Annotated in this window: 36 protein-coding genes and 1 pseudogene; 29 read left to right on the top strand and 8 right to left on the bottom strand. The window is 35.7% G+C overall.

Annotated elements, in window-relative coordinates; translation table 11 throughout:
* The first annotated feature begins 59 nt into the window (after window positions 1–59).
* The 10 genes from BLS02_RS12690 (at window position 60) to BLS02_RS12730 (ending at window position 5,651) form a co-directional block, all read left to right on the top strand.
* On the top strand, window positions 60–335 hold the full coding sequence (locus BLS02_RS12690) for a hypothetical protein (RefSeq protein WP_092493407.1): 276 nt from the start codon (window positions 60–62) through the stop codon (window positions 333–335).
* Window positions 332–445, top strand: coding sequence for a hypothetical protein (locus BLS02_RS19505; protein WP_439144720.1), 114 nt, complete (start codon window positions 332–334; stop codon window positions 443–445). The genes BLS02_RS12690 and BLS02_RS19505 overlap by 4 nt, the downstream gene beginning before the upstream one ends.
* A 15-nt stretch (window positions 446–460) precedes the next feature.
* On the top strand, window positions 461–709 hold the full coding sequence (locus tag BLS02_RS12695; protein ID WP_092493408.1) for a DUF4190 domain-containing protein: 249 nt from the start codon (window positions 461–463) through the stop codon (window positions 707–709).
* A 111-nt stretch (window positions 710–820) separates the two neighbouring features.
* Entirely contained in the window at window positions 821–1,210 is a 390-nt protein-coding gene (locus tag BLS02_RS12700) for a VOC family protein (protein ID WP_092493409.1), read from the top strand.
* 368 nt (window positions 1,211–1,578) lie between these two features.
* Complete coding sequence (locus BLS02_RS12705) at window positions 1,579–1,959, top strand: hypothetical protein (protein WP_092493410.1); 381 nt, start codon at window positions 1,579–1,581, stop codon at window positions 1,957–1,959.
* 83 nt (window positions 1,960–2,042) lie between these two features.
* The gene (locus tag BLS02_RS12710) at window positions 2,043–3,131 is read left to right on the top strand and encodes a sensor histidine kinase (protein ID WP_092493411.1); all 1,089 of its coding nucleotides are present in this window, start codon (window positions 2,043–2,045) and stop codon (window positions 3,129–3,131) included.
* 25 nt (window positions 3,132–3,156) lie between these two features.
* On the top strand, window positions 3,157–3,762 hold the full coding sequence (locus BLS02_RS12715; protein ID WP_092493412.1) for a response regulator transcription factor: 606 nt from the start codon (window positions 3,157–3,159) through the stop codon (window positions 3,760–3,762).
* Between the two features lie 550 nt (window positions 3,763–4,312).
* Window positions 4,313–4,831, top strand: coding sequence for a GrpB family protein (locus tag BLS02_RS12720; protein ID WP_092493413.1), 519 nt, complete (start codon window positions 4,313–4,315; stop codon window positions 4,829–4,831).
* Between the two features lie 77 nt (window positions 4,832–4,908).
* Window positions 4,909–5,253, top strand: coding sequence for a hypothetical protein (locus BLS02_RS12725; RefSeq protein WP_245736137.1), 345 nt, complete (start codon window positions 4,909–4,911; stop codon window positions 5,251–5,253).
* Between the two features lie 200 nt (window positions 5,254–5,453).
* Entirely contained in the window at window positions 5,454–5,651 is a 198-nt protein-coding gene (locus tag BLS02_RS12730; RefSeq protein WP_092493415.1) for a cold-shock protein, read from the top strand.
* Window positions 5,652–5,728: 77 nt separating this feature from the next.
* Here BLS02_RS12730 and BLS02_RS12735 read toward each other — a convergent pair whose 3' ends face one another.
* Both BLS02_RS12735 and BLS02_RS12740 read right to left on the bottom strand, forming a co-directional pair.
* Window positions 5,729–6,634: a DsbA family protein gene (locus tag BLS02_RS12735; protein WP_092493939.1), complete on the bottom strand. Its 906-nt coding sequence runs from the start codon at window positions 6,632–6,634 to the stop codon at window positions 5,729–5,731.
* A gap of 1 nt (window position 6,635) precedes the next feature.
* Window positions 6,636–6,995 (bottom strand): winged helix-turn-helix transcriptional regulator, encoded by a 360-nt coding sequence (locus BLS02_RS12740; RefSeq protein WP_092493416.1) that lies wholly within the window; start codon window positions 6,993–6,995, stop codon window positions 6,636–6,638.
* A 198-nt stretch (window positions 6,996–7,193) separates the two neighbouring features.
* Here BLS02_RS12740 and BLS02_RS12745 point away from each other — a divergent pair, with 198 nt between their 5' ends.
* Entirely contained in the window at window positions 7,194–7,754 is a 561-nt protein-coding gene (locus tag BLS02_RS12745; RefSeq protein WP_092493417.1) for an NADPH-dependent FMN reductase, read from the top strand.
* A 98-nt stretch (window positions 7,755–7,852) separates the two neighbouring features.
* Here the strand turns inward: BLS02_RS12745 and BLS02_RS12750 are convergent, their stop codons facing one another.
* Together BLS02_RS12750 and BLS02_RS18790 are read right to left on the bottom strand one after the other, a co-directional pair.
* Window positions 7,853–8,401 (bottom strand): AAA family ATPase, encoded by a 549-nt coding sequence (locus BLS02_RS12750; RefSeq protein WP_092493418.1) that lies wholly within the window; start codon window positions 8,399–8,401, stop codon window positions 7,853–7,855.
* 411 nt (window positions 8,402–8,812) lie between these two features.
* Complete coding sequence (locus BLS02_RS18790; protein ID WP_092493419.1) at window positions 8,813–8,962, bottom strand: Spo0E family sporulation regulatory protein-aspartic acid phosphatase; 150 nt, start codon at window positions 8,960–8,962, stop codon at window positions 8,813–8,815.
* A gap of 296 nt (window positions 8,963–9,258) precedes the next feature.
* On the opposite strand from BLS02_RS18790, the gene BLS02_RS12760 reads away from it, so the two are divergent.
* Complete coding sequence (locus tag BLS02_RS12760; protein ID WP_092493420.1) at window positions 9,259–9,453, top strand: mechanosensitive ion channel family protein; 195 nt, start codon at window positions 9,259–9,261, stop codon at window positions 9,451–9,453.
* Here the strand turns inward: BLS02_RS12760 and BLS02_RS12765 are convergent.
* Complete coding sequence (locus BLS02_RS12765; protein ID WP_092493421.1) at window positions 9,430–10,512, bottom strand: C45 family autoproteolytic acyltransferase/hydrolase; 1,083 nt, start codon at window positions 10,510–10,512, stop codon at window positions 9,430–9,432. The genes BLS02_RS12760 and BLS02_RS12765 overlap by 24 nt on opposite strands.
* 344 nt (window positions 10,513–10,856) lie before the next feature.
* Here BLS02_RS12765 and BLS02_RS12770 point away from each other — a divergent pair, with 344 nt between their 5' ends.
* Window positions 10,857–11,426: a biotin transporter BioY gene (locus BLS02_RS12770; protein ID WP_092493422.1), complete on the top strand. Its 570-nt coding sequence runs from the start codon at window positions 10,857–10,859 to the stop codon at window positions 11,424–11,426.
* A 928-nt stretch (window positions 11,427–12,354) separates the two neighbouring features.
* On the opposite strand, the gene BLS02_RS19430 is transcribed toward BLS02_RS12770, so the two are convergent.
* Both BLS02_RS19430 and BLS02_RS12780 read right to left on the bottom strand, forming a co-directional pair.
* Complete coding sequence (locus tag BLS02_RS19430) at window positions 12,355–12,528, bottom strand: DUF3298 domain-containing protein (protein WP_368073024.1); 174 nt, start codon at window positions 12,526–12,528, stop codon at window positions 12,355–12,357.
* Entirely contained in the window at window positions 12,486–12,974 is a 489-nt protein-coding gene (locus BLS02_RS12780; RefSeq protein ID WP_368073016.1) for a PdaC/SigV domain-containing protein, read from the bottom strand. Before BLS02_RS12780 ends, BLS02_RS19430 begins: the two co-directional genes overlap by 43 nt.
* Window positions 12,975–13,271: 297 nt before the next feature.
* On the opposite strand from BLS02_RS12780, the gene BLS02_RS12785 reads away from it, so the two are divergent.
* The 12 genes from BLS02_RS12785 to BLS02_RS12840 all read left to right on the top strand — a co-directional run bounded on the left by BLS02_RS12785 (window position 13,272) and on the right by BLS02_RS12840 (window position 22,715).
* Entirely contained in the window at window positions 13,272–14,114 is an 843-nt protein-coding gene (locus BLS02_RS12785; RefSeq protein ID WP_092493424.1) for a MerR family transcriptional regulator, read from the top strand.
* A 318-nt stretch (window positions 14,115–14,432) separates the two neighbouring features.
* Complete coding sequence (locus BLS02_RS12790) at window positions 14,433–15,599, top strand: MFS transporter (RefSeq protein ID WP_092493425.1); 1,167 nt, start codon at window positions 14,433–14,435, stop codon at window positions 15,597–15,599.
* Window positions 15,600–16,032: 433 nt separating this feature from the next.
* Window positions 16,033–16,374, top strand: a complete 342-nt coding sequence (locus BLS02_RS12795; protein WP_139180802.1) for a GNAT family N-acetyltransferase — start codon at window positions 16,033–16,035, stop codon at window positions 16,372–16,374.
* A 119-nt stretch (window positions 16,375–16,493) separates the two neighbouring features.
* On the top strand, window positions 16,494–17,195 hold the full coding sequence (locus BLS02_RS12800; protein WP_092493427.1) for a metal-dependent hydrolase: 702 nt from the start codon (window positions 16,494–16,496) through the stop codon (window positions 17,193–17,195).
* A gap of 130 nt (window positions 17,196–17,325) precedes the next feature.
* Window positions 17,326–17,604: a hypothetical protein gene (locus BLS02_RS12805; RefSeq protein WP_254788772.1), complete on the top strand. Its 279-nt coding sequence runs from the start codon at window positions 17,326–17,328 to the stop codon at window positions 17,602–17,604.
* A gap of 556 nt (window positions 17,605–18,160) precedes the next feature.
* A complete protein-coding gene (locus tag BLS02_RS12810; RefSeq protein WP_092493429.1) occupies window positions 18,161–18,937 on the top strand; it encodes an SDR family oxidoreductase in 777 nt (258 codons plus the stop codon).
* Window positions 18,938–19,155: 218 nt separating this feature from the next.
* The gene (locus tag BLS02_RS12815; protein ID WP_092493430.1) at window positions 19,156–19,440 is read left to right on the top strand and encodes a DUF3784 domain-containing protein; all 285 of its coding nucleotides are present in this window, start codon (window positions 19,156–19,158) and stop codon (window positions 19,438–19,440) included.
* 299 nt (window positions 19,441–19,739) lie between these two features.
* Window positions 19,740–20,171 (top strand): hypothetical protein, encoded by a 432-nt coding sequence (locus tag BLS02_RS12820; protein WP_092493431.1) that lies wholly within the window; start codon window positions 19,740–19,742, stop codon window positions 20,169–20,171.
* Between the two features lie 183 nt (window positions 20,172–20,354).
* Complete coding sequence (locus tag BLS02_RS12825; RefSeq protein WP_092493432.1) at window positions 20,355–20,912, top strand: hypothetical protein; 558 nt, start codon at window positions 20,355–20,357, stop codon at window positions 20,910–20,912.
* A gap of 85 nt (window positions 20,913–20,997) precedes the next feature.
* Complete coding sequence (locus BLS02_RS12830; RefSeq protein WP_092493433.1) at window positions 20,998–21,285, top strand: TIGR04104 family putative zinc finger protein; 288 nt, start codon at window positions 20,998–21,000, stop codon at window positions 21,283–21,285.
* A gap of 114 nt (window positions 21,286–21,399) precedes the next feature.
* Window positions 21,400–21,909, top strand: coding sequence for a hypothetical protein (locus BLS02_RS12835; protein WP_092493434.1), 510 nt, complete (start codon window positions 21,400–21,402; stop codon window positions 21,907–21,909).
* Window positions 21,910–22,295: 386 nt separating this feature from the next.
* A complete protein-coding gene (locus BLS02_RS12840) occupies window positions 22,296–22,715 on the top strand; it encodes a hypothetical protein (protein ID WP_092493435.1) in 420 nt (139 codons plus the stop codon).
* A gap of 35 nt (window positions 22,716–22,750) precedes the next feature.
* Here the strand turns inward: BLS02_RS12840 and BLS02_RS12845 are convergent, their stop codons facing one another.
* Complete coding sequence (locus BLS02_RS12845) at window positions 22,751–23,191, bottom strand: cell wall hydrolase (protein WP_092493436.1); 441 nt, start codon at window positions 23,189–23,191, stop codon at window positions 22,751–22,753.
* A 137-nt stretch (window positions 23,192–23,328) separates the two neighbouring features.
* Between BLS02_RS12845 and BLS02_RS12850 the strand changes: the two genes are divergently transcribed.
* The 4 genes and pseudogenes from BLS02_RS12850 (at window position 23,329) to codA (ending at window position 26,561) form a co-directional block, all read left to right on the top strand.
* Window positions 23,329–23,604 (top strand): ArsR/SmtB family transcription factor, encoded by a 276-nt coding sequence (locus tag BLS02_RS12850; protein WP_092493437.1) that lies wholly within the window; start codon window positions 23,329–23,331, stop codon window positions 23,602–23,604.
* Window positions 23,605–23,691: 87 nt separating this feature from the next.
* Entirely contained in the window at window positions 23,692–24,078 is a 387-nt protein-coding gene (locus tag BLS02_RS12855; RefSeq protein ID WP_175559494.1) for a VOC family protein, read from the top strand.
* A 216-nt stretch (window positions 24,079–24,294) separates the two neighbouring features.
* The gene (locus BLS02_RS12860) at window positions 24,295–24,645 is read left to right on the top strand and encodes a VOC family protein (protein WP_092493438.1); all 351 of its coding nucleotides are present in this window, start codon (window positions 24,295–24,297) and stop codon (window positions 24,643–24,645) included.
* A gap of 660 nt (window positions 24,646–25,305) precedes the next feature.
* A pseudogene (codA, locus tag BLS02_RS12870) lies at window positions 25,306–26,561 on the top strand (cytosine deaminase).
* Window positions 26,562–26,770: the final 209 nt, after the last annotated feature.

Raw genomic sequence — 26,770 nt, forward strand, 5'->3', positions numbered from 1 at the left:
TATTAATAACGAACAGCTGGGATATTATGTTAAAATTACTGAATAGGAGGCAAATAGATATGAAAAATATTTGTTCTTATTTATTGATATCTTTCGTTATATTGTTAGTAGGCTGTTCAATTGGTAATACAAAAGAAAATAGAGAAATTACTTTCAAAAATGAAGAAGGAGAAGTATTGGCATCCACTTCTGATTTTGCAAAAGCAAGTGTAGAGCAAAGAGATCAAGATGAACAAAAAATCATCCAGTTAACTTTCAAAGATGAGAGAAATCAGAGAAAATTACTGAACCACATATTGGTGAAACGATTTATGTTTATTTTGGAGAAGAAGTGATTAGTTCACCTAGAATATCAGCTGCTATTCCTGGAAAAGAAATTGTGATAGAAGGGGACTATAAAAAAGAAACAGCCAACCAATTCGTAGACAGAATTAATAGTCAATAGGAGAGGGGGGATTATATGGCCGAAAAGGCAGCAACAAACGGTGAGGCGATAACTTCATTAACACTAGGAATTCTTTCAATTATAATCCCTTTTATTGGGTTATTTCTTGGTATCATAGGAGTTGTTGTTTCAAGAAAGGCGACAAAACAAATTGTAAAAACAAATGAGGATGGCAGAGGGTTAGCAACGTCAGGTTTGATTTGTAGTGTGGTAGGAATCCTTATGCAACTCTTTATGGTAATGGGTTATAAAAGGAACCAGTAAAAATAAGGTCCTCTTATGGAAGTAATCAATATGTAAATACTGTTATATTTAGGGCAGATGAACCATTTAAGATGTTAGAGGAGATAGAATCTAAATTTTGGAGGGATTTAATTGATTATTGAAATGACTACTCAAGTTCGTGTTCAAGACATCAAAGAAGGACAAATGTGGTATCAAACTTTATTTACCAGGGAACCAGATTTTATACCCCATGAAGGTTTTGCTGAATGGGAAATTATTTCTGGTTGCTGGTTACAAGTTGCAGAAGGTACGCCATCTGAAGATAGTGGTCCTTTACGATTAGGGGTAACAGACTTAGAAGGTGAAAGAGAGAGACTTGTTAGAGAATTGAACATTGATCAATTTGAAATATATTCAAGGGAAGAGGTTCCTGTTAAATGGGGTACATTTACAGATCCATGGGGAAATCGCCTTGGTTTCTTCGAACATTTGAATAAAACAGAAGAGGAAGAACTTATTAAAGCTATTGTAGGTAATTAATAAAATTTATAAATTCTATTAAGCAACAGGGACAAACCTATAAAACCAGAAGGCTATGTAGTCTGCCCACCAAAACCCTTTAAATAAAGGGTTTTATTAGTAAGGTGAGAGTCAAATGATATTTAATCGAGTCTTCTCATTAGTTGACTTAACTACTGGGAAGACTTTTTTTGGATGGTTCCGCTCATTTTCAGCAGTATCACTTATTCTTTCATAAAATAAGTACCTGACAGATAACTTTTATCTTCGGTATATATACATATAATTAAAATGATATTTATCATCTTTAATAAATGATATACATAACTACTAATCGATTTCTCTTTTATTTACGATTAAAGTATCTTAAAAAAGAGGAGATTTTGATTATGAAAAGAAGTTTGAAAGTAGGATGCTTCGTTGGAATTCTCGCTGGTGTTGCAGGAATAGTCACGGCTTATTTAATTGGTATGTTTACAGCACTTTGGTTTGATCAGTTGACTTGGATTTCTATCGGAATCGCGTCAATTGTAACGAATATGGCTGGGGCTTTAATTTACTCAGGATGGTTTCAATCTGCCAAAAGATCAAGAATTTATTATATCGTTCTTGTATCAGGAGTCACTTTGTTGATGACCGTTAATGATATTGTAAACCCTCCATCAATTGATTTTGGTATTGTTGCACACCCCGTGCATATAGTCGTCGCATTAATTTCGATTTGGTTGATACCCAAATGGCTAAAACCGATAAAGACAGTACGTACCTGATAACTTCTGTCTGGAGTTATTTCTTTTTTGCATCATAGCCAGATAGTTATAGTTTTCTATTAAATTATGGGGAAGCGATATATATGAGATCACTACTGTTAAGTAACCATTCGAAGAAGACAGCTCTGCTGGGACTGTTGATTCTACCGCTTAGTTATTTGTTTTTCATGCCTGTTGAGCTAGGTTATCTGGTATTGTTTATACTCCTCGGGATCAGCTACTATAAAAGTGTTGCAAATGATAAGTATCGGATCGTTTATATAATTGTCCAGCTAGGAACTGTAGCAATTTTAGGTGCTTTTTATACACCATGGAGTTTATGTTTTGGGTTTTATCCGGCAGTTATGACAGGATTGCTCGATTCCTATCGTCTAATCACACGGATAATGATTACCATGACCTTCCTCTATGCGGGGGCAATTATCCTGTTTTATATGCAAACATTGAATCAATTTCAGCCATATTGGATTCCGGTCGTCCTTTCATTGTACGTAATCCCTTATGTGATAAGGGTGTTTTACCGGTCATGGGAAATGAATATGAAACTTCAAAAAGCGAATAAGGAGATTACGCGTCTTGTGAAAAATGCAGAACGTCAACGTATTGCGCGGGATTTGCATGACACGTTAGGGCAAACATTATCCATGATTACCGTGAAAAGTGAGCTTGTGGAACGCTTAATCACAAAGGATAAGGAACAGGCAATTGCAGAAGTTCAAGAGGTCCAAACTATTTCACGATCAATTCTGCTGCAAGTTCGCGAACTGGTTAGTGACATGCAATCCATTAAAATTGAAGATGAACTTAATCATGCTAAGTCAATACTTCACTCTGCTGGAATACAATTTATCTATGAAAAAAATACTGCAGCAAGCATAGAACCGACCATCGAGCATATTCTTGGAATGTGTCTTCGTGAATGCATTACCAATGTTGTCAACCACAGTAATGCTGATACATGCACTATCAGTCTGGAGGAGTTACAGGAGAAGCTAGTGCTTGTTGTCAAAGATGATGGCAAAGGACTGGATAAAGAGTATACGAGATTCGATGAATTTGGTAATGGAGTATTAGGAATGAGGGAGCGTTTGTTGTTGATTGAAGGGGAAATTAACTATGAGTCCAGTCAATCGCAGGGAACTAAGGTGACAATAACTGTTCCCAAAAAATGAAGTTCTTATGTTTGGGGGAGATCATATGCATATTGTTATAGCAGAAGACCAGGGTATGCTTCGAGGCGCAATTAGTAAATTGTTGGCTATGGAAGAAGACATTGAAATTGCTGGAGAGACTGACAATGGTGAAGAAGCACTTCAGCTAATCCTCCACCAGCATAAACCAGACATAGCACTTCTGGATATAGAAATGCCTTTATTAAGTGGTTTGGAAGTAGCCGAAAAGTTGAAATCCGAGGGTAGTGAATGCAAGGTTGTAATTGTAACCACCTTTGCACGGAGCGGGTATTTGCAACAGGCGGTAAAAGCTGGAGTCCGTGGGTATTTGCTAAAAGATGCCCCGGTATCAGAACTAGCTGAGTCACTTCGCAAGATTCAGTCAGGAAGGCGTTTCTTCAGTCCGCATCTGACTTTCTCGATGATGGAAGAAATTGATCCACTCACTGAACGGGAAGCCCAAATCCTTAGTTGTCTGAAAGCAGGCGATTCTGTGAAGGATATCAGTTCTAAATTATATTTATCACCAGGAACCATCCGTAATTATATTTCTGAAGTAATCCAGAAACTCGAAGCAAAAAATCGCATTGACGCCGTCACCATAGCAGAAAATAAAGGGTGGCTGAAATAAATTAGGTGGTATAAAACTTTTATGGGATTTTGTTGGGTCTTTTAAGGATAACGAAGGGATCATGATGAAAACCATTAATTTAATCAGCAGTATCCCGTTGTGAAAACAGCGGATTCTGCTATTCGTATAATGTTGAAAGTAAATGCGTTTTTCTGAATAGTTACCTTTAGCAAAGGTGTATTACACTTAAGCCAGAATATAATTTTGACTATTAGTTATGGGAGGGGTACTAAATTAAGTCAGATAAACATGTAAGTAAACCTGTTTCGATACTTAGCATTAGCCTTATAACTTTAGCAATAATATGTTTTATTTTAATGTTTCTGGACCGCCAAAACTATGTGATCTACGGTGAAATGATCTTTTTTATAGCGTTTCTTTTCTTTTTGGTAAGGGGAGCTTTTTCCGTTAAGTCCGGTGATTATAAGTCTGCAATATTGTTTTTTGGGGTTGTTATAATATATATGGTAGCGGAGGTAATGAAAGTATTAATGTTAGGTGGTGCGCTTTAGATTATATCGAAAATGAAAAGATATAAGAGGGGGGCTTTATGAAAGTTAGATTAACAGATTTTAATGAAAACTGGGCAAAAATGTTTCAAATGGAAGCTCAATTTTTAAAAACCATATTTGGCGACGAAGTGATTAAATTTGAACATTTTGGGAGCACCGCAGTTCCTGGCCTTAAGGCTAAACCCGTAATTGATATGATGTGTATTGTAAAAGACATTAAGAAAATTGATTTGTTCAATGACAAAATGCATACACTTGGATATGATGTTGCTGGCGAATGGGGCATTGAAGGAAGAAGATTATTTCGAAAAGGCGGGGAAAACAGAACGCACCATATTCATTTTTATCAAGTGGATAATCCTCAGATTAAACGGCATTTAATATTTAGGGATTACCTGCGAACCCACCCAGCAGAAGTAGATCGATACAGCAATTTTAAAGAAGAGCTGGCTCAACGTTTTGATAGCACAAGTGACTATAGCCCTGCAAAAAAAGAATTCGTAAAGGAAATGGAAAAGCAAGCACTGCTTTGGTTTGAAAAAAATCAGCATAATTAAAGGGGGAGATTTAAATTAAGCGCTTTTTTTACTATCTTGTTTGGACAATTACTATTGGACTTATAATCTACTGGGGAATGAAGTATCAAGTTCAATTAAATGAAGAAGCAAAAATGAAGTTTGAATTATTTCCTGTTGTACGATTTGCTACCTTATTCCCTATCGTTATTGGATTGTTGCTGCGATTTCCAAAATTGATAATTGAAATCTATAATAAGAAGCAGTGGACGTTTGATTGGGTTAAATTCATAGCAATTGGATTGCCATGTTTCTATGTAATAACAATGTCTATTTTACCATACTCACCATTGGGTCAAGGCTCTATTCCCATACCAGATATAATTATAACTGGCAGTCCGACAGTTACAACAATTGCTGGCATTGTTTTTGGATTCGTCTTTTTAGATAGCTTAAAAAAATAACAGCACTACTACTTAATTAAAAGAATTTGCATCAGTACTTGACAGGAACTACTTTCACTGTTATGATAAAAGTTAATTATTCTTGTTCGGTTGTCAATGAAAGAGAAAAGTAACTAGTAAGTCACTTTCGTCTGGAATGAATATGCAGAGCATTAATAGTAATACATTGTGGATAATATCCACGCAGGAGGTAACAATTTATGTTACAAGGTAATGTTAAATGGTTTAACGCAGAAAAAGGTTTCGGTTTTATTGAAGTAGAAGGGCAAGACGATGTATTCGTTCATTTCTCTGCTATTCAAGACGAAGGTTTCAAAACACTAGAAGAAAACCAAACAGTTACATTCGAAATTGTTGAAGGTAACCGTGGACCACAAGCTGCTAACGTTCAAAAATAAGCGTTATTAGTAAAAAGAGATTTCCTTAGTTGGAAATCTCTTTTTTATTATCCCTGATCACTTCTGCTTTAACGTAGTTATTTTTTCACAAAATAAGTTTCTCCCATAATTTCCTTTGATTGATAAGTAGTTGAAGGAAGCTCTTTTTCAACAAACGCGTGAATATCCTTTTTTTCAACATCGTACATTACTTCAATCTCTTTTGAAAACAGTAATTTTTCTTTTTCTAGCAATCCAGAAAGTGCTGGTTGCTGCTTTGGTTGGAGCTCCTCTATGTTCAGAACTTGCTTTAGCCCTGATATATAATATTCCAATGGGCGACCACCAACAATTTTCACACCTTTATTTTCCTCATTTACCATTATAATGGTAGGAAATCCTGTAGCGCTTAGACTTGCTGCAAGTCCAAAATCTTCATTTAATGATTGCTGTCCACTTGGTAGTTCAGCTTCTTTTACAATTTTCTCTCCATCAAGTCCAAGTTTATTCACGATTTTAATCAGAACGGTTCCTTCTGAAATATTTTGATTGAACGCGAAAACCGCTTCTCTAGCACGGCGTAAAAAGATATTAGCCAAGGCTTTGTTCTCATTTTGAATAACTTTAAATACCCGAGATGGGGGATAAGATGATTGAACAGGGTTGTCATACATAAGCGAGCCATCAATTGGCATGCGCGTTTGTTCACCAACTTCTCTCCAATGTCCAGCAACATCTGCAGGTCCTGAAATTCCGTTTGCCGGATCGACTGGTTCATCACCCCATTTTTCCAGCAATCCTCCCATTACCGTATGGAAGTTAAAATAATCCCCATACTGCTCTTCAAAACGGCGGAGAACTGGTTCAAGTGCCCAGCAATGAGAACAGATAGGGTCCGTCACATAATAAAGGTCAATCGTTTTTTTGGGTTTATTTAAATCAATTACCTCCAGTTCTTCTTCTCCAGATACGCCGCATACGCCTGTTTCTGAATCACAAATCATATTATTGTTTTTTGTCAATTTCCTCTCCCTCGCTTTCTTTTGGAGTATTTACATTCATATAGTTTTGTGCCCACTCCTGAATTGGCTTAAGACTATTGGAGAGGGATCTTCCTTTTTCTGTTAATTGATAAGAAATGGTGACTGGTGAACCATTTTCCACTATTTTTTCGACTAGTTCTTCTTCTGCAAGTTCAGAAAGTTTCAGTGATAGTGCTCTGGATGTAATTCCTCTCAAATCATGCTTTATATCAGAAAAATGTGCTGTACCGTTATCACACAAGGACAAATAATGGATAAGTTGCCCATTCCACTTTTTCCCTAAGATTTGAAAGGAAGCTTCAATATAAGGACAAACCTTCATGTTTAACACCTCTTTATAAATAGTATATCTGATATAAAAAGTATATCAAGTATAAAATATATACTTAGAGTTTAACTAAAACGTTCATTGATAATCGTTCTTTTAATCCTGAGCAAAAAGATAGACTTAGTTGTATTAATAGATTATACTAGCGATTGTCTTGAATTAAGGATAATAAACATAGTAGGAGAGATATAAATGGTAAAGATAGGAATTGTTCTAGGAAGTGTTCGTCAAGGTCGTAATGGGGAAGCAGTTGCAAACTGGATCAATGATCTCGCGACAAAGCGTAACGATAAGGCAGAATATGAGATTGTAGATCTAGCAGAATATAAATTGCCGTTTTTGGGTGCAGCAGTACCAGAAACTGAACAACAAGAAGCTGAGGAAGCAATTAAAGCTTGGTCCGAAAAAATAGCTTCTTTTGATGGCTATATTTTCATTGCACCAGAATATAACCACGCAATAGGCGGAGCATTTAAAAATGCATTGGATTATTTAAATCCAGAAGTCAACAACAAGGCAGCAGGCTTTGTCGGTTATGGCAGCTTAGGCGGTACGCGGGCACATGAAAATCTGCGCCTTATTTTAGGGGAATTAAAAGTTGCAGACGTACGTACAGCAGTTACATTCTCATTGATGACTGACTTTGAAGACTTTAGTAAGTTCAAACCAGCAGACTACCATGAAAACAATGCGAATGAAATGCTTGACCAACTCCTGTCATGGAGCGGAGCATTACAAACAGTAAGACAGTAAAAGGTTAAATTCATTTGGGTATTTTGAAATATAATAGCCTAGCATTCATAATGATATGCTAGGCTATTTCTGTATTATTTCACTAAAGCCCTCATTCATTAAGTAATTCGAATAATTCTTTGAATAACAGATTCAACTTCTTCATTGTCTTCTACTACAAATAAATGATCTGCTTCTCCTTCTTTTGGATCTGACACCTCTTCTTTCAGAGTATCAGTCTGTTGCCGATTAAGCACTTCCTCAAAATTAGAAGCACTCCTGAGTATATTTGTACTGCGCTGACTTTCAGTAACTCGTGTTTGAAGGATATGGTCTGGGAAATTAAAGTGAACAAGTATGCTGATAAATCCTTTTTCGTGAAACTGTTTGAGTAGTTCAGAGCGATCCTTTCGTTTACGATTTGAGTTGCTGATAATAAGGTGTAAATTAGTCTGATTAACAGCATAATCAACAATTGTTTGAGAAACAGCATACTTGAGAGTATTAGGGCCCTGTTTTGGCTGCAGGGTATTATAAAAAGTGTTGATAAATTCTGCGTGATTATCCTGGTCTATCATAAGAGAGTTGGGCAGACCCTGTTCTAAAGTTCGAGCAAATATAGTTTTTCCGCTATGTGTTTTTCCAACTGTAATAACCGCTAACCTCATGTCTTTAACACCTTTCACGTAGAAATTCGTAAATTATAATATAGCCAACGTAATGTAATTGGTCTTGAAAATTCATTTTCTGTAATCTCTTTTACGCTATTGCATCATTATTTAAGTGCCTAAATAAGTTGCCCTAGGTGATGTTATTAACGTTACCAATGACAAAATCATAGGATTTAAAAATAAACAACAAACATAATCTAGTATATTGATATCTATTTACATTAATTCAATAAAATGCCTTCTTATATCTCGAACTCTACATAAGTATATGCACGACTACTTATAATATTTTCTTACTCGAATAGCTAAAACTACCTACGTTTGAAGTGTCCTATTTGATTCACTTGTCCTTTCTTTAGAAATTTTTCTTTTAAAAAAACCCTCCAGGGATACCGGAGGGTTTAGTTATCAATTTTGCTTCAACTTATTTAACAAGTTGTCTAACTTTTGGGAGATGCTAACGAGGATTTTGTACTCTTGATGGGTTTCATAGGCGTGATACATCTCATGTCTTAGTTTTTCGATTTCAAGCTTCAAGTCTTCGTTACTATCTGACAAATTACCTGCTCCTTTTTAGTCAGTCAACATTAGCATTTCGACCAGTAGTAAAAAATTATGAGGGTATCTAACAGATGACTTTTATATTTGATCGACCTTTGTGCAAAATTAAATCATTTAGATTATTTACCCCAGTTATATGGTTATATAACAATCAAATGGTGACTCGGTTACTTGTAGGTTATTCAGGTCATAATGTATGATAATATATTCACAAGGAATTGGTTATTCTATGCACAGTTCGAAATAGAGTAAGCAAGTATAAAAAATACTAGAATACAAAGCGAGGAATAAAAATGGAATGGATGGAAGTGGCACTACCTATTATTAAAAACATTGCGCTGGCAATTATTGTCCTGATTGTCGGGTTAATAGTGATCAAAGCAATCACGAACATAATTGGGAAAAGAATTGAACGCTCTAAAACGGATGATACCTTAATCTTCGTGTATCCTTTATCTCACACGTCATTCCAGTCCATAACGCGCTGAAGGGTCAAACAAGTATTCCATATTTACAAAAGAACCAGCATATTCAAGGTTACCTTTGATTCGCTTAATGTTAATCTTGTCACCTTGAATCCACTTGGTAAAGTCAAAAATCACCGGTTCTCGATTCGGACCAATTACGAACCAAGCTTTCAATTCTTTCGGAAAATAAGTAGACGTGTGAATAGTCCCGGCAGCTGCATCGTATTTTTTTGAAAATACACTGTGAGCGGGATCGTTCATAACTTTGAAAGCTTGATAAGGGTTCATTGCCTGAAGTTGCTTTTGTTGTATGGTTTTCTCCCGATGGCGTGATTCTTCAAGACGGTAGCGATTTTCTTCATCAAGCAACTGGAAATGATTTGTACATACATTAGATTTCCGCACTACTACTTTTCTTGGCGAAGCTTCGACGACATAGGATTCTCCGGTGGAATCCAGAAGAACATAACTAAAAGAATGTCTGTGTGGAATCTCTTTCAGTAAAGAGATTGCCTCATCCACACTTGCACATGTCTCTAAAATTAGGCGGCCAATCATATTACATAGAAACCCATCTCCTGATTTTTTGCTATGAGTAAAATTATAACCCATTACGAGTCCTTTTTCGTTCATTCCATCAATCCGCCCAGTAATTTGCATAGACGGTCCGATAACGGCAAGCCCCTGATCGGTCGGCTCGTATAGCATATAACGTCCTTCATAACCTTTAGGGTTACTGTCGTAATTCCGGACCATAAAATTAGAATCGGTAAAAATGGAACAGCCGCTTCTGGTATATTCCAAATAATATCCGCCAAACAGACGGAATGCCTTTTCCATATTCATGTGAAGGGCATCAGCAAGTCCGCGAATTTCATCAAGTATGGCTGGTGCAAATTTTGACATGATATTTTTATACTCATCCGGATTAATCAAAAAGTGCCGATTTTTCTTAGGTCCCCATTGTTTTTCACGGTTAGGCAAAATAGTCGAATCTTTGAGAAGTTCACCTTGGAAATAACCGTAGTCATAATGGGTCCCTTTATATTGGATTACGTCACTGTAAAACTGTTTTAACATATTAATTCCTCTTTTGATTTTGCAGTGTATGATATATAACTATTATTGAAAAAATTAATACTAATATTCTTAAAGTGATTATTGATGTGGAACAGGATAAAGAATAGTTATACCAAAATGGCAGACTCTTTTAAATACTAAAATGTGACACCTTTAGGGTACTTTTATATATAATACCAAAATATAGGAGAGGAGGCTGAATAGGGTATATGAGTTCAACTATATTGTTAACCTATTGGTATTATGGTTTACAATAATTTAATCTATGTTTATAATCACTATAATGGATACTGTTTTTTGTGTCCTGTTTATGCAATTATTTTAAAGTTAAGGAGTTGAGAGAATTGGAACAACAAAGTGAGAAGCTCAGATTCATATTACATTGTGCAATCTTTGCTGCGATAACAGCTATTATGGCCCAAATTGAGATCCCACTTCCTCTTGTGCCGATAAGTGGCCAAACACTAGCAGTCGGAATTACGGCGACTATTCTCGGAAGTCGAAAAGGAGCTGTCGCCATGGTTTGCTATGCAGCAATTGGGGCTATAGGTCTTCCGGTGTTTGCAGGATTTAGTGGAGGCCCTCAAGTATTGGTAGGACCAACAGGAGGATACATATTCGGGTTTATTGCAGCTGCCTTTGTCACAGGATATATCCTTGAAAAGTCTAGGTTTACTGTCCCTATGGCAATGATTGCAAATACTATAGGTATGGTGATTACGTTATTATTTGGGACCATTCAGCTTAAATATGTGGTTGAACTAACATGGGGTGAGGCACTAGCAGCAGGTGTCTATCCGTTCATAATCGTAGGATTAATTAAAGCATTTCTTGCCAGCTGGATTGGAATAACAGTTAGAAACCGTTTAGTCCAGGCGAATGTTAATATCACATCTTCAAAAAATGCTGCATAGTTTGTGAATATAAAATTGCGAAAGTATAACAAGTTACAAGTTTAAGAATAGGTGGAGTAGTTGACCAGTATTCTTAAGGAAGGAAGCTATTTAAACTTGCTAAGTCTAATAAAGTATATCTATATAGTAGAATGATCTAATTAATTGGATCTTACAAAACAAGCATGGAAAATTGTATACTGAACGGGTCCACACTTAAAGAGCGGCTGACCGTTGATGATTAAATCTAAAAGGAAGTAACTGCCATTGGTCAATTTACACGGGGCGGTTACTTCTTTTTGTTTATATAGGAAATTATAAAATTTAAGTGCTGTGGATAATTGGACTTCTGAATCAGCGACGTCCAGCTCCAGCGCCTAGCGCCTAGTGGACTTCCCTCCCCGTGTCTACGATAAGTCAACATCGAATCGCTTACGCTCTTCGTGTATCCTTTATCTCAGGGAAAAGGAAGATCTACTAAGACCGCCGCTTTGCGCGGCAACGTCGACCCACCCGCGATGCGCGGGCGCAGTCCATACGGCGCTGAACAGGCGCTTGCGCTTTTGTTCTTAGGTAGACGACAATAGTTATAATTAGTGTCAGTGTCGTTATTAGTGAAAGACTAAATTGCTTTACTAGACTTAATGCTTCTAATGTCGTCATCCTACCACCTCCCTTCTAAAGGAAGATGGTCAACCGCCCACTATACTATGTAGTTGCTATATAAATTCTACCATAAGAGTGAAAAGATTAATAGTAAAAACCAAACAAACGTTCGTTATTTTCTTATGTTCTTTAATCAATAAATGAGTATAAAAAACCCGCACCCTTCGTGAGTGGAGTTACGGGTGTGGGTTCTTATTTTCAGTCAAGTTTTCGATTAAGAATTGAATATGGTCTTCCTTTAAATGTTCCTACTTTAAACTTTATATTTAAGTTTAGTATATAGCTAATTATTCTCTGCCATTCGGCCAAGCGGACCATCTTCATTGATAATATCCTTGATGGCATAGACGGATATTGGAAACATTGGAAACCCGAAAACATATGGTGTGATTTCATAGAGCTGGAAGTAGATGACTAGTGCTTTATCAGCAATGTAAAAGTCCTGATCCGGCTGAATTTTAACCGTACCTCAAATGTACCAATATCGCGCTCTTGAATCTGTTCATTAATAAGCTCAGAAATCCGATCCACATAATTGCTTCCCTGTTTGAATAGGTCACTGAGACTGCAGCGGCTTTTGTTCTCCAAATCAAAAGTTAGTGATTTGATATAGGTCATTCCATGTGCTGCCTGATAATGGTACGCATAGTTGTATAAGGATAAACTCAGGACATCACGCTGGTTGTTTTTAGTTTCGAATGAGCCGTCCATTTCAACGAGCGTGGTCGGCATTTCAGTTACCTGTATGTTGATAAGCTGCTGTGTTTCATCGACGATGTTCTGATTGATGAATCGCTCTATTCCCTGATCCCGCATACCAAAAACATGGGGATAGATTAATTGGATATCTGTACCATAGCTGACTCGCATTGGCTCAATATTAACTGGTAATGATTGTGGCACTTTTTTCACCCTTTACTGGTTTTGTGCCTATTGTATTCCCTGGATAGATGAAGTGTGTTTGTCGGAGAATCCGATAGATTGTTGGAATGTTATGGTAAGATTGATTACAGAATCAGCTGTACGGGATATAGCTTAATTAAAAAAGATGGTAGAGAAGGCTGGGTAGCTAAAAGCAGTCTTAGATAAATTAAAAAAATATAGTAAACTTTATTGACTCTTGGGTTACCCAAGACATTATTATTAAATTAGACGGCAGAGGTGCACAGCTGTATAGTCTGTTTTTTTCGAGGTGATTATATGTTTAAAATTGGTGATTTTTCAAAGTTGAGCGGGCTTTCCATAAATACGCTTTATCATTATGAAAATATAGGAATACTAGAACCCAGGTTCATAGATGGGAATACAAACTACCGCTATTATGAAGCTGATCAGCTTGTAACAATCAATAAAGTTTTAGCTTTAAAGGATGCCGGCCTATCACTTTCAGAAATTTCTTCTACCTTAATTGAAGGCTCTTTAAATAAAGAGATAATTACAATGCTGGAAGATAAGGCAGATTCCTTGGAAAAATCATTGGAACTGGAAACAAACAGACTGGAACGTCTCCGTACAAATATTTTTCTAATAAAGAACGGAGGAGTACCTTATATGAATAAAATATCAATTAAGCAAGTTGAACCCATTTTAGTGGCATCTGTAAGAAAGTCGATTCAGAAAGCAAGCAGCCTATCATTTGATAATTTTTGTGAAAGTTTATGGTCAACGGTCAATAAACATATTAATAAAATGAACAGCAAACGGTCTGTACCTTGTTTGACGATGTATCATAGTGGTTTATTTATAAACACTGATTCTCGTCAGATAGATATGGAGGTTGTTGAACCGATAACAAATGTTATTCCAGAAAGTAATGACGTTAAGGTATATGAACTGCCTTTAGTTGAGAACATGGCAAGTATCGTTCATACCGGATCACTTTCCACTATCGGGGAAACGTCTAATACAATGCACAAATGGTTATCTGATAATGGCTATTCAACCAATGGACCGGTTCGGGAGATATACCACAAGGGTGACTGGCTGACAGATAATCCTGATGAATTTGTGACTGAGTTACAATTTCCAGTTAGAAAAGACTAGTTTAATATTGGAATGTATGGCAACTTTAGATAAGGATTCAATAGTTATGATCTTTTTGGTCTGAATGGTAAGAGAAGTAATCGCATTTTACAAAATGCGGTTACTTCTTTTTTTGTAAAGGGCGACAACAGTTAACTCTGGTGTACTAGGTTATAATTGGTTAGTTTCAATACTATTTTGTCTGTTATAGCAGGAAGATAGCGATATATACATATATTGTGTTTGTTAAAAGTATTTATCTGGTACACTCTTGTCTTTTTGAACAATTAGGTTTACGATTAACTATCGAACTAACTAAGAGACGAAAGGCGTCATGAAATGAATAAACGTGTTTACTTTTTAATGATTGTTGCATTTGTTGTCGGGATGGTTGAATTAATTATTGGTGGTTTATTGGACCTGATGGCAACAGACCTGGATGTTAGTCTTGGTCAGGTTGGCTTCCTGATTACTATTTTTTCACTAATCTTTGCTGTCGGGGCACCGATTTTATTAATACTTACGTCGAATATCGAGCGAAAACGGCTGACACTTATTTCGCTGGCTATATTTCTATTGGGAAATATTGTAACAGTTTTCAGCCCGACATATACGATTGTCTTTATAGGCAGAATTATTTCGGCATTGAGCGGGTCACTACTGATTATTCTCTGTCTGACCATAGCGCCATCAATCGTTCATCCAAAATATCGTGGCAGGGCAATCGGAATAGTATCCATGGGAGTTAGTGCCTCGATTGTTCTTGGGATTCCTGTCGGGTTACTTTTGGGGAATGCTTTTGGATGGCGTGCTCCGTTTGTGCTGATTTCAGTTTTAACTGTCTTTTCCATAGCTGGTGTGTTTCTTTTGATGGAGCGGATTGATCCAAAGCCTTCCAGCCCAATTAGAAAACAACTGGCAACTTTGAAAAGACGGAGAATATTTTTTGGGCAGGCCATAACATTTCTGTTCATAGCGGGTCATACAGTTCTTTATGCTTATTTGACTCCTTTTGTAAAAATGACCATGGAGATAGACGGGACTTGGCTCAGTGTTATCTACTTGATTTTCGGAATAGCAGCGGTAAGTGGTGGTGGAGTTGGTGGTACTTTATCAGACAAACTAGGGCCAGAGCGGACCATTATGTTAACGATCATTCTGTTTACGCTGGTTATATTCTCCATACCATATACAACATTTGCACTCCCGGCATTTTTAACGATATTGGTGATCTGGGGCCTACTCAGCTGGACGTTGGCTCCAGCAACACAGTCCTATCTCATTGGTTTATCACCTGAATCATCTGACATTCAGCAGAGTCTGAATAATTCGGCGCTTCATCTAGGTATCGCATTTGGATCACTGATTGGCGGCCTGGTTATTGAGCGTGCTTCTATTGAACAAAATGCAACAGTCGGCGGATTTTTTGCTTTACTTTCAATCGGAGCGGCATTGGTTTCCATGTATCGTAAACAGGGGTCAGAAGCTGTGAGAAGTAAGAGCTGACCTGACGTTGGTTCAGCAGTAGACGAATATTGATCTATTGAAAATATTAAAAATGTAATGTAAAACGACCATTAATCTGCATGCTGATTGATGGTCGTTTTTTGTTGGCATAATAGTATTTTCAGTAATAGCATCAATTAAAATTGCAGTGTGATTTTCACCTTAAGTTGTTAGGGTGTACACTTTGCCTGCAATCTCATATATAAATTGGCAATTAGTCAGTTTTCCTATGACTTCACAAAATTTTGTGAATATTTATGTTAAAATAAACACAGATTTGTGAAGAATTACACTTAAACTAACGCAGCAGGTTAATTGAAGAATACCTATATAATGCTGTGGGTGTAATATAAAGAAAAAAATACTGGGGGATGACAGTTTGAAAGTAGAAGTTAAGAGTTTTACCGAAAAACCAATAAAAGCAACTGAACTAATGAGACTTTATATTGATGCAGGTTGGTGGGAAGAAAGAAAAGTACAAGATATTGAAAAAATGTTAAAAAGAGAAATATCTGTTGGTGCGTGGAAAGATGATATTCTAATAGGCTTTGCAAGGGCGGTATCGGACGGTAAATTTAGGGCTTATATTGAAGATGTTGTATTACATACAGAATTTCAAAAGTCAGGTATTGGGACGAAAATTGTATCACAATTGTTAAAGGAACTTTCTAATATTGATGTAATTAGCCTGTTTTGTGAAGAGGACTTAATTCCATTTTACGAAAAAAATAAGTTTAAATATAATAAATCTCAATTTGTAATGCACAGAAAATAAAGCATATCTTTTGTGCTAACTGATTGTTCAATAGAGGCAGTCGCTTCTTTTGCTAAAGACGCAGAAGAATAAAATATGTAGTTATAATAAAACTTAAAAGGTTAAAAGGAGAGGAGTAAATGGGGTATCTAATACACACTATACTTCACTTTTTAGTAGGTGTAAGTATTTCCTATATTTTGTTTAACAAGGATTTCTTATCGAAGAAAAAGCGAAGTATAGTGTTTTTGTTTGGAGGGTTATCTGCTGTTTCGCCAGATGTAACAAAGTTTTTTGGTGAATTTTTTGGTCACTCAATTTTTTCCGTACCACTCTTTGGTTTACTATTTACAATAGTCTTTCGTATATTTATTAAAGATTTTTCATTTGCTAAAACGTGGATTGTATTTTCAATAACTGTTTTAATTGGTCACATTTTTATAGATTATATTGGAAATGGCGTAGCTTTCCTATTTCCATTTGCTAAACGTGAATTTGACTTTCATATAATCGCCAGTGTTGATTTTATTATTATAATCACCTTACTTATTAGTGTTGTTATTGGGTTTTTTAATAAAAAAGGTAAAGCAATTATTCTAATAGGTACTATAATTATCTGTTTATGTTTTGGCTTTTTATCAATCTCTAAAGTTCAACTGGAACATACATTAAAAAGTAAATATGATGCTAATAAAATTGAGTTGCTACTCACCTATCCAAGTTTTCGTAAAATTGGTACGTGGAACTTTCAGGTGAGAACTAATGAGATGTGGGTAAATGGATATTCTTCTATTTATAAACCAGAAATACATATTGAACGTGAAAGAGAAGTAGGTTCGTAATTTAAACTCTTCAACTAAAGGGTGCATTAACGAAAGAAGAAGTTGTCATTTCAGCAATTCATATCGCTTATAGTGCTAAATGGTAGATTTATTAAACAGGATAAGTGAATAAATGAGGGGGGGTGTTGTTTTGCATAAGAGAAAAGTAGTAGATATTTTAGGCGTTACATCTATATTAACAGTGATAACAAGTATCATATTTTTCTATATCCAAAGAGGACCAAATGCTGATATTTACTTTGGTATTACCATTTTGAGCATTTTATCGATTGTTGGTATTTTATCTGCTATATTCTCTTGGTTAATGTCTAAACGCCATATTCTTTTAATTATCGCCTTATTAGGTAATGGATTTGTTTTGGTTTTTACTTTCTTTTTATTACTAGCAATGGGAATTAGTGAACCATAAAAAAATCATTTTTCACTAACTGGTGCTTTAGTTGAAGTTCCAAGAGTCGTTTTGACAACTCCTTCTTGTTGCACCAACGAGTCAAGAATATTGAAAAATACTACCGTAATTAACAATGGGGGTAAAAAATTGAGGATATTGGGGATAGTAAATTTTACTTTAGCTATTTGTTATTTATGTGTTAGTTTATATCATTTCTTTATTAACAGTATAGATTTATATACGAACTATCTTTTTCCTTTTTTAGCCTTTATATTCTTCTTATTCGGTATAGAAGATGTATTGAAAAAAGAAACGAAACCATTCAATTTATATTTGTTACTATCGTTAGTGCTCTTTATAGGGTTAGGAGTAGAGTTACTAAAATCTTAAAGTGATTTCTTTCTTATTAAGCTAACAGGTGCAAGAGTTGAAGAAGGAACCGCAGCCTTGTTCAACTATAGCAGCAGGTTAACTCAACAAGGAAGATGAGTTAAACGCACTTTAAGTTGTAAAACTCAATAGTCTATTATTACTCTCACTTGAGAGTTTATTTGATTGTGTTTGGAGGGTAATTATGATGAATCAATTAAAGGAAAAAATTGCAATTGTTACGGGTGCTAGCCGCAATAATGGTATTGGAGCAGCTATTTGCAAGGAGTTAGCTGAAACTGGTTACCATATCTTTTTCACTTATTGGACGGATTATGATAAAGGGATGCCTTGGACAATATATTTAGATGAACCAATGAAATTAGAAGCGAAATTAGTAAAAAAAGGTGTTAAGGTTTCTCGGATGGAATTGGATTTAACTAAAAATGATGCACCTGAACTTCTTATAAATAGAGTGAATGAACAACTTGGTTATCCTGATATATTAATTAACAACGCAGCATACTCAACAAATAACGATTTTTCCAATCTTACTGCTGATGAATTAGATAAGCACTATATGGTGAATGTTCGTGCAACTACACTATTAAGTAGTAAATTTGCTCAGAACTTTAAGAAGGAATCTGGAGGAAGAATTGTTAATATTACTTCAGGTCAGTTTAAAGGACCTATGCCTGGTGAATTAGCATATGCAACAACGAAAGGAGCAGTTGATGCTTTGACTGTTACGTTATCGGCAGAACTTGCCACTTTTGGTATAACAGTCAATGCAATTAACCCTGGACCAACAGATACTGGGTGGGTTACAGAGGAAATAAGGAGTGACCTAAAACCGATGTTTCCCTTTGGTAGATTAGGTGAACCAAGGGATGTTGCAAAAACCATTAAATTTCTAGTCAGCGATGAAGCGGATTGGGTTACAGGACAAATAATCCATTCAGAAGGCGGATTCATAAGATAAAAATAAAACAAATGGGCTCTATAACAGAGCCTTCTTGTTTATTCAAACTTAGAGTTTTTAGTTATCTTGTGACTTAAAGAAACGGATGCTTTCCTTGAATAAGAAATCCCACTTCTTGTTCAACTATAGAGGCAGGTTACTTTAATAAAGGGAACTTTTTTGATCCAGAATCGTAAATAAAGTATTGGGAAATAAATACGGTTTTGGGAGGTTCAAATATGCAATACGGATTTTTAATTATTGGTATAGCTCTTTTATTTGTATCCTATTTGGTCGCTGCAAAAAAGCAAACTTGGTTATTAGCTGGGTTTAATGAAAAAAACATTAAAAATAAATCTTTATTAGGTAAAGTTACAGGGGGAGTTTTTTTTCTACCTTTAGGATTGTTAGTAGTTATCCATAGTTTTATTGACTATCCTTATGAGGAAACTTTTCTTTTGATTGCTATGTTGTTTCTTTTAACCATTACGTATGTATTTATCAATAAAAGATTGCTCGATTAATTATTCTAATTGGTGCAAGAATAGAACCAGTTAGATCATCAAAGATGGTCTTTTTCTTTTATTATTAATTTCTGAATTTTACAATTAAAGTGTTTGATATTATGTTATAGCTAAATAAGATGGATAAAAAATAGATGAAATAAAGGAGATTATCTCTAAAGAAGATTCATAACAAAGATAATATCATTTTAAAACTATAGGTACAGATTGGTTGAATAAACAAATTCTATAAAAAATACAATATTTAAAATTTTACTTATTATATAATAGTATAAAATAACTAATTTAGAGGTGTAGACGTGAGTGAAAAAGTAGAGATTGATAAACCCTTAATAAAACTCAAGGAAAACAATTATGACCTAACTGAATTAACCTCGACAGAACTAGAAACTTTACTAAAATATTTTCCTGAAATCATAAAAGCAATTAACAACATGGGAGAAGTAGGTTCGAAATCTCAAGAAAAAGTGTATAGTACAATTGACAAAGCAATAGAGATTTTTTCTGAGCAACTAAAGGACCCAAGTTTAAGTGAAGAAGCTAGAGACAAACTTAATGATCGTATTGAGCGTATGGTTGAAAAATCTTATCAAAAAGATTCTGAATTCAAAAGATGGATGGTTGCCTCGGTCTGGGTAGGAGTAGGTGGAGCTACTTTAGCTTTAGCAGGAAAAAACCCTGAAATGAGAAAGGCGGCATTAAAGTTACTAACCAAAGGTAAACCAATCTAATAAAGAAGCTTTTTGTACTGTTTGTTAAATATCTTTCTTTATTTACTCAACTAACTGGTGCAATTGTTTAATAAGAACGTTGGCTTCTTGTTTTATAGTAGCGGGACAGTTGAAAGTGGTATTTATTTTTTGTTCAACAATCGGTCCATTTTTTAGAAGTATTAAATAGAGGTGTTTTTAATAATGTCAAAAGTCGTACAGTTTTCCGTTTTGATACTCCTTATTTTTATGGTTGGGTGCAGCATTGTTTCAAAATATGATGATAACGAAGCGGCAGCCATTGTAAAAGGACAAGAAATTACAATAGGTGATTTACGGTTTTTATACCCCGATGATACTGCGTTAGATTACCTTGATTGGGCAATAAGAGTAGAGTTGGTAAAACAAAAGGTAAAGGAAATGGACCTTGATATTTCAGACAAATTAAGTGATGAAAGGGACGGCGGCTGGTTCGGGGAACTGCCTCCTACAAATACAAAAGATAAAGGCGGAAAGCAAATTCGTAAGTTTGCCGAATCGCAAGCTCAAAAATTAGATATGAAACCAGAAGAATTCCAAAGGGAATATGCAAAAAGAATTGATGAACAAAATGCTTATTTGGTTACTTATATTGAAAAAAAGTTAGGGGTAGCAGAGTTTGATGAAGAAAAAGGGATGGAGATATTTAACAAAGAAGCTGACCATTTATTAGAGGAATTGGTAGAAGATAATGAAGACGAAATTGAAGTGTTAATTGATTAAATCTATTCCATAATTGGGTGAGATTGTTGAATAAAAGATGGCTTATTGCACTAACCCTCAGGTACTTAGAAAGAGAGGTGTTTAAATGCCAATTTGTAAAAATTGCGGTAAAAGATGGGCTTGGAAACAAACGGTAAAAACACTATTTAGATTGAAATGTCCACATTGCCACAAAAGACAATACGAGTCAGCTTCTTCCAGAAAACGAACAGCTATGATTGGTCTAATACCACTAATTGCCTTGCCAATTAACGAATTATTAAATTTACCGTGGTGGATGGTTGGTGTTTTAATGTTACCAATGATAGCAGTTATATGGACTATTTATCCTTTTATAATTGAAATTTCCGATGAAGAAGAACCTCTGTGGTGAATTTTAAATTAGCTCTAATTATTAAACTAACTGATGCTTAACTTGAAAAGGCATTTTTTGTTTAATTAACTAACGTATCAGTTGTATAAGCGTTATTGCACTTAGGAGGGAAATATGAAGGTTAAAGTTCTTACCTTGATGCTATTATTAACTACGATTTTATTATTTGGTTGTAGCAATGACACGGTCGTTAAGGAAAGGTTAACTATTCTTGGAAATGAAAGTAAGGTAATATATCCTGAAGAAGTTCTTGATGACTTCAACGCATTAGCAACTCAGGTCTGTATCGAAATTAACCAAAAGGATAAGTCATCTATTGCCCCGTTTTTAGTTACTTTTGAAATAAAAGACGAATTAAATTCTATTGTAGATGAAAGTTCAAGTGTATTAGAACTCGATAGTCGTGACATTACAAATGCAGGAAAGACACCTGAGGGAAATACGTTTTGTACGGGTAACACGTTAATGTTGAAAAAAGAAGTCAGCAAAGATGATATAGAAGGGATGGTTACTGACAAAGATGTAAAAGTTTCAATAACAGAGTTAAGTGGCGAAGTTATATCCTCATATACCTTGCAGGAATTTGTAATTGGAAAGGCAGACGGCACAGTAGTTAAGCCATAAAAAATTCTTGTTTTGCTGAAGGATACATATTGTTTAATAAGAATTTGGCTATTGAACTAATTGACGTATTGTTCAGTAGGAAAATTGAAGAGGTATGTTTTATGGTTAAAAGAATATTACTATTTTTTGTACTAATAATTTCTGTTCTTGGTTGCTTGTAGTCAACAATCAGGAGAAACATCTTTAGTCAAAACACTTGATATAACTTTAGAGAAAGTAGAAACTGCTATAACATAACAAGGTTTAAAATTAAAAAAAGCAGATTTCCCAAGTGGGAATTTTTTATTCAAAAATTGAATGGTGTTATACCTAAAGCATATTTTTGAGATGGTACAACTCTATCTGAAAAGTGGAAAAAGAAAAGTTTTATACAAGGGGGAGTTAATATGAAGTACATATTCTTAATAGGCTCATACTTATTGGCGTTTTCAATAAATTTGATGCCATCAATCAAACATCCTGATTCAGATATCGACATTTTGAACTCACTTGTAACGATATTGTTTATGGTATTGTTACTAACGTATTCTAAAAAAGGAAGTAGGATATTGAAGACTTTTTCAATGTTCGGGGTCATATCAGGTGTAATTGTATTTGTAATCACAACATTTGAGCACGATATGATTGGGAATGGTATTTTAGATGTAATAGCATCAATACAGTATCCTTTTTATCTAATCTTTATCACACCTTTATTTGGAGGAAATATCCTATTTGACCTAAGTTATGGGTCCTACTCATTGTTGATGTCGCTGTTTTATGGTGCTGTATTCGTTTTAACAACAGTTGACTCTAAAAAAATCTAATATCAAAAATACCCCACAATTGAGTGGGGTATTTATTAATATCTATAAGCACTTGCGCATGTATTAGCTATTGGTTCATAATAACAATGTTGTTTATATTGTCCTGTAAGTGGTTGACCGTACCATGTAGGAGGACATTCACCAGATGGATTAAAATACCAAAGTGCATACTTTGCAGGATGTTTTCTCCAATATTTTAAAACTTCTCTGGCTAACTTTTTTTCCACACCTCTTGCTGGACTATAAAATAAACTACCCTTTTGTACTGCTTCAAAAGAATAATTTCCTCCTTGTACTTGAAAAACCACTTCCCGTATTGACCGTAAATCTTGAAAATCTAAACAATCAGCTCTCGCTCGATTAACAATTACATTACCAACCATCAGCATTCCTAGTCGTCCTTCTCCCACTGCTTCTGCCCTCATCATCCTTGCTATTAAGTTAACGTCATGATTGGTATATGCTACTCTTGGCATTATTCATCACCTCTTATAGAATTGTATGAAAAAATCTTTGAAAAATGTAAGCCTTAGCAATCTTTATCTGATTGGGCGTGTACCACTTTCATAAGTTTTCCTTGACATGCAACTATACGGTTGCATATACTTGGTGTATGTGGAACAAAGACGCTATATTCAAAGCACTCAGCGACTCGACTCGGCGGCTGATATTAGACGAACTATCCGAACGCAACGAGCTGACGTTATATGAACTTACAGCACGCCTCATAATGAAGCACGATCTTTCCATTTCGAGACAGGCAATAGCTAAACATCTTTCTGTATTGGATGATGCTGGGCTCGTAAAATCAAAACGAAAGGGAAAATATCGAGTACTTATGTTTAACAACGAACCACTTAAAAATTTGCTGAAAGGATGGGTAGAGTAGATTTATAAGTAATGATGAATGTATAGTTCTTTAGCGGTATTGTTAGCAGAGAACTATACATCTCAATTATCAAAGGAGGAAAAAATTATGAAAATCATTGTTACCAGTGTATTCGTTGAAGATCAAGACAGGGCATTAGAGTTTTATACAAAAACGCTGGGCTTTGTAAAAAAGCATGATGAGCCCGCGGGAGCATATAGGTGGATAACACTTGTTTCACCAGATGATCAAGACGGCACCGAGATTTTGCTCGAACCGAATGACCATCCTGCTGCCAAAGAATATCAAAAGAAGCTATTTGCTGATGGCATCCCAGTAACAATGTTTGGCGTTGCAGATGTTCATGAAGAGTACCAACGATTAATTAAACAGGGCGTGAAGTTTACGATGGAACCGTCTGAAATGGGGAAAGTAACAATAGCTGTCTTCGAAGATACATGCGGGAACCTCATTCAGATAATTGAGCAGAAATAGTTTTATGACGATAAACCTAGTTTCTAATCGACTTTAGTGGTAAGTTTTAAAATCGGTGAAGTGTTTAATCAAGTGTCGCAAGATTGAATTAAGAATCAGCACCTGTCTTACGTAAATGGGCCTTTATTGAATAAGAATTTCAAGGGAAATTAAAGTGTTTAATAAGGATTACTTGTAGAGATTGCAGAAAGTAATGGCAACTGGGAGGTGCTAAGAATGAAGGTTAAACGGATTGTAGCCAATGTGGAAACACAGGATCTTACCAAAGCACGGTACTTCTACGAGGAAGTACTTGGACTTGATCAATTAATGAATCTGGAATTTATTTCGACTTACGGCTCTCATGAAAAAATGGACACTCAAATTAGTTTCCTTTCAGAAGGTGGTTCCGGAACCCCGGTACCTGATTTATCAATTGAAGTTGATGATCTTGATAGTGCACTAGCTCGGATAAAAGCAGCAGGAATTCCAATTGAGTATGGTCCAGCCAAAGAGCCGTGGGGGGTGCGACGTTTTTATGTTAGAGACCCGTTCGGGAAACTTATCAATATTTTAATTCATCTATAAACTTGATCTACGTTTTGCAAGATCTTACGCAATCGGTTGATAACGTCTATCGAAAGTCGAAAGTATTTCGTTTTTACCTTCATTTGAAAACACAGCCGGAAGCAGATAAAGAGCTGAACAAATACAGTAACTTGCTTATAGAAGAAAACGCCAGACAATTCGAATTACAATGTGAGATATTCGAAAAGATGGAAGTGAGGAGCCGAGGAAACGGTCGTTATATTTTTCATCCTCGCTTCAAGGCACCATATTGATGATATCTACCTATCCACAGCAATTTCAGAAAGATGAAATAAAGAAACAGATTCTTACTGAGTTTTGTAATCCATCTACCGTTTAAAAGAAGAGAAGTTTATTCAGTCATAGGGCGCTTTTCATGATAAGGAAGCGCTCGTTTCTTATTGGACAATAGCGAAGAGAGTCAGTCTTTCATCTTTTACAACGACTGACATATGGATTCCCCCACCTGAAGCCCTAAACAGTAACCATTTACCATGTTGGAGGTTGAGACCTCAAACAGTTGAACAAAATGGGAGCTAGGACTTTGTCTTCTATCTGATAAAGTAGTAAAGCAACGACTTGATAGAAGTGTCCATTCTCTTTTCAAAAAGGAAAAGTGAGTCTACCAAAGAATAGATAAGATGAAGGAGCGGTTTAAGAATGCTTTTAAAAAATGCAAAACTCTATGGCCAGGAAGGCAATTGGAATATTGAAATTCAATCAGATCAAATAAAAACGTTAACGCCGGATAAGAAGAATTATACTACGGATGATGCACATATCATTGATCTAAACGGAAAAATTGTATTGCCCCCTTATGTTGAACCACATATTCATCTGGACTATGCACTAACAGCTGGGACACCCAGATGGAATCAATCGGGATCTGTATTTGAAGGAATTGAGATTTGGTCTGAGAGAAAACAAGTCGTAAACGAAACAAAAGAGAATATTAAAAAACGTGCTTTCCAGGCGATAAAAATGCAGCTGAAACATGGCATTCAGCATGTGCGAACCCATGTAGATGTAAGTGATCCAACTTTAAAAGGGTTGGAAGCATTACTGGAAGTGAAAGATGAAATCAAGCCTTGGATGGACTTGCAAATCGTGGCACTACCACAAGAGGGCCTTTACACGAAATCCAATGGAGAAGAACTATTGGTTAAAGCGTTGAAAATGGGAGCCGATGTCGTTGGCGGAATTCCTCATTACGAATTAACACGTGAAGATGGCGTTCGTTCGGTGATAAAGGCGCTTGAACTCGCTGAAAAATACGATAAATTAGTCGATATCCATTGCGATGAAATTGACGATGACCAATCAAGATATTTGGAAGTACTTGCAGGTGAGTCACTAAAAATGGGCATAGGACACCGGGTGACCGCAAGTCATACGACAGCAATGGCTTCATATACGCATATACTTACAAACTGTTTCAAACGCTGAAAAAAGCAAACATTAATTTTGTTGCCCTTCCGAAAGCAAATTTACATTTACAAGGAAGATTCGACAATCACCCAATACGCCGGGGGCTAACACGAGTGAAAGAGCTTTCAGATTCTGGAATCAATGTTTGCTTTGGCTTGGACTCCATCATGGATCCCTGGTACCCGCTTGGTAATGGAAATTTAATGCCAGTCGTCGACGTTGGCTTGCATGCCTGCCATATGACCGACTATGATCATATCGTAACTGCGCTCGATTTGATAACAACCAACGGGGCAAAAGCTTTATCTATTGAAAAGGACTACGGTGTAAAAGAAGGGAACAAGGCGAATTTAATTGTCATTGATTCCGATTCTGAGTACGAAGCTATTCGCACGCAAGCTCCAGTTCTATATTCGATACGGAATGGTGAAATTATGGTAGAAACAAAACCTGCTGAAACAACAATGAATTTTAACATTTTCTTGTAAAAGATTTCTGCTAAAACTATCACCCTCTTTGAATGTGTTAATTCAAAGGGGGTTTTTAGTGTGTCCTTCATGGGCTATTACTTGGTGGTGAAAGTCTAATAAAGCTTTGGTTTGTGTAGCTTTGTTTAAGTACGTCAATTAATAATGCAAAATAATGTATAGTTTTGGAATATTTTGTCTGTTATAGTAGTAATAGGATGAAATACATA

Origin of the sequence: Virgibacillus salinus, from assembly GCF_900102415.1 — a bacterium.
Lineage (GTDB): Bacteria > Bacillota > Bacilli > Bacillales > Amphibacillaceae > Lentibacillus > Lentibacillus subterraneus.